The sequence below is a fragment of the Collinsella sp. AF19-1LB genome, assembly GCF_003459655.1.
Classification (GTDB): Bacteria; Actinomycetota; Coriobacteriia; order Coriobacteriales; family Coriobacteriaceae; genus Collinsella.
The window spans coordinates 1-2,004 of record NZ_QRWO01000064.1 but is presented as its reverse complement, the minus strand read 5'-3'; the positions used below and the strand labels follow the sequence as shown (position 1 = coordinate 2,004).

1 protein-coding gene and 1 pseudogene are annotated in these 2,004 nt (G+C 58.9%); both read left to right on the top strand.

All coding sequences use genetic code 11. The annotated features are described in order from the left end of the window. Positions 1-117 precede the first annotated feature (117 nt). Positions 118-1,332 carry an MFS transporter gene (locus DWX39_RS10715; RefSeq protein WP_199411504.1) on the top strand — a complete coding sequence of 405 codons (1,215 nt, stop codon included), beginning with the start codon at positions 118-120 and terminating at the stop codon, positions 1,330-1,332. A gap of 170 nt (positions 1,333-1,502) precedes the next feature. Continuing rightward, positions 1,503-2,004: pseudogene (locus DWX39_RS10710) on the top strand (SIS domain-containing protein); the annotation flags it as partial.

Below are 2,004 nucleotides of genomic sequence, written 5' to 3'. Positions count from 1 at the left end.
GCGCGTTCTTCGGCGTGCTGGCGTAAGGGCCCGGCTGCATAGATTTTCGTTGCAACCTGGAAAGGGGATGGAGCGGGCCTATGCCCTCCATCCCCTTTTTGTATAGAAGGAGTTCGTATGTTCGCGAAGGATCGCGAAGCAATGCGCCTGACGCCGGCAGAGGTCAGGCTGATTCTTATTGAGTCCCTGCAGTGGTGCGCCAACAACGCGGTCTACTTTTTGGGGCTTATCGGTGCGGCCACGTATGATCTGGCTGGCACGGCCTTTTTGGTTGCTGCCATTACGCTCGTGCGCAATCTTATGACGTCGGTGGGCAATATGGTGTCGGGCTCGGTCATCGATCGCTTTGGACCGCGTCGGACGTCGTTTGTGACGTGCGTGATTACGGCGGTGCTTTCGCTTGGCGTGGGGTTGGCGCCGTTGTCTGTCCCCGGGCTTGTGTTTGCCGCGTGTGTCTTGGGACTTGCGGGCGGTTTTATCAACACCTGCACGCATGCGTTTCCGGGATACCTAGAGTCGACCACCGAGGGCCGTACCCGCGTGAACGGTCTCATGGTGTTCTACAGCAATATCGCCTATACCGCTGGCCCGCTGCTCGGCGGTGCCATCGTGAGCTGTTTTGCCACGCAATCGGTCTATCTGCTCATGGCGGGCATGATGGGTGTGGCGGCCGTACTCTCCTTGGGCTGTCATGAGTGTGTTGCTCCCGCAAAAGGGGAGAAGCCGAAGGGCGGTATTCTGGGCGGTATGGCCGAGGGTGCGCGACTTACGTTTCGCGACCACGACTTGCGCCTCATCTTTATCTCGGGCTTTTTGGGTTTCTTTGCGTTCGGCGCGTTCGATTCGCTGGAGTCGTTGTTCTACCGCGATGTGCTCAACGTGGATATCGTCTGGCTGGGCTGGCTGTCCTCGGTCGTGGGCCTCACTTCCTCGGTGGGTGCGTTCATCCTGACCAAGCTTTCTGCTCGCCATGTCAACCTGCGATTGCTGCTCGGCGCGCTCATGGCCGTGGGCATTGGGTCCATGGTGTACGTGGGCACCGATATGCTGGGGGTCGCGATTGTCGGTCAGGCGATTAACGGTCTGGCCTGGGGGTTCCTGGAGCCGCTGCAGATGATCTTGATTCAGGAGCGCGCCGACATCAAATACCTGGGGCGCATTACCGGCTTTGTGCGTTTTGGCCTGATGAGCGCCGGCGTGGTGCCGCTGCTGGCGGCTCCGTTTTTGGCGGAGGCTTTGGGCGTCCAGACGGTATTGTTTGGGGCATCGACCATTATTGCGCTGGTAGGAACGCTGTTCTTTGTCACACAAGGGAGACGCCAGGGGCGTTAGCTATACATCAAATTCTAATTTAAGACCACTCACCAGAGAATCTCGACCGTTCACCGAGGATTGGAGCAGATTGTAAAGTGGTATTAAAAACACGTTAGCTGTATGTCTATAATTGGTATCGAAAAGAAACGCGATGTATAGATTCGCGTGCAGGGCAGAAAGGAAAAGCCATGAAGGAAACCGAGAAGATCGAGATCATGCACTTTAGCCAGGAGGGCTACGTCGAGGACGGCAAGAACGTCTACGAGGCCGGCAAGAAGATGACCGCCCTCGCCGACAAGGTCGCCGACGAGGGCTACGACGCCGTGTTCCTGATGGGCGTCGGCGGCACCTGGGACGAGCTCATGCAGCTCGAGTACCTCATGAACAAGTTCGGCGACCGCGACCTCGAGGTCTACCTGATCCACGCCGCCGAGTGGAACGTCATGGGCCACAAGCGCATGACCGAGAAGTCCGTCGTGCTCACCGCCTCCGAGTCCGGCACCACCCCCGAGGTCCTCGAGGCCGTCAAGAAGATGAAGGACATGGGCGTGCGCGTCTACGCCATGACCAAGCCCGAGGGCCCCATCGGCCAGGCTGTCGGTGCCGAGAACTGCGTCAAGATGGCTTCCGATCACGGTAACGGCGGCTGCGAGATGGGCTACTACCTCGCCGACTGCTTCGGCCTGCGCC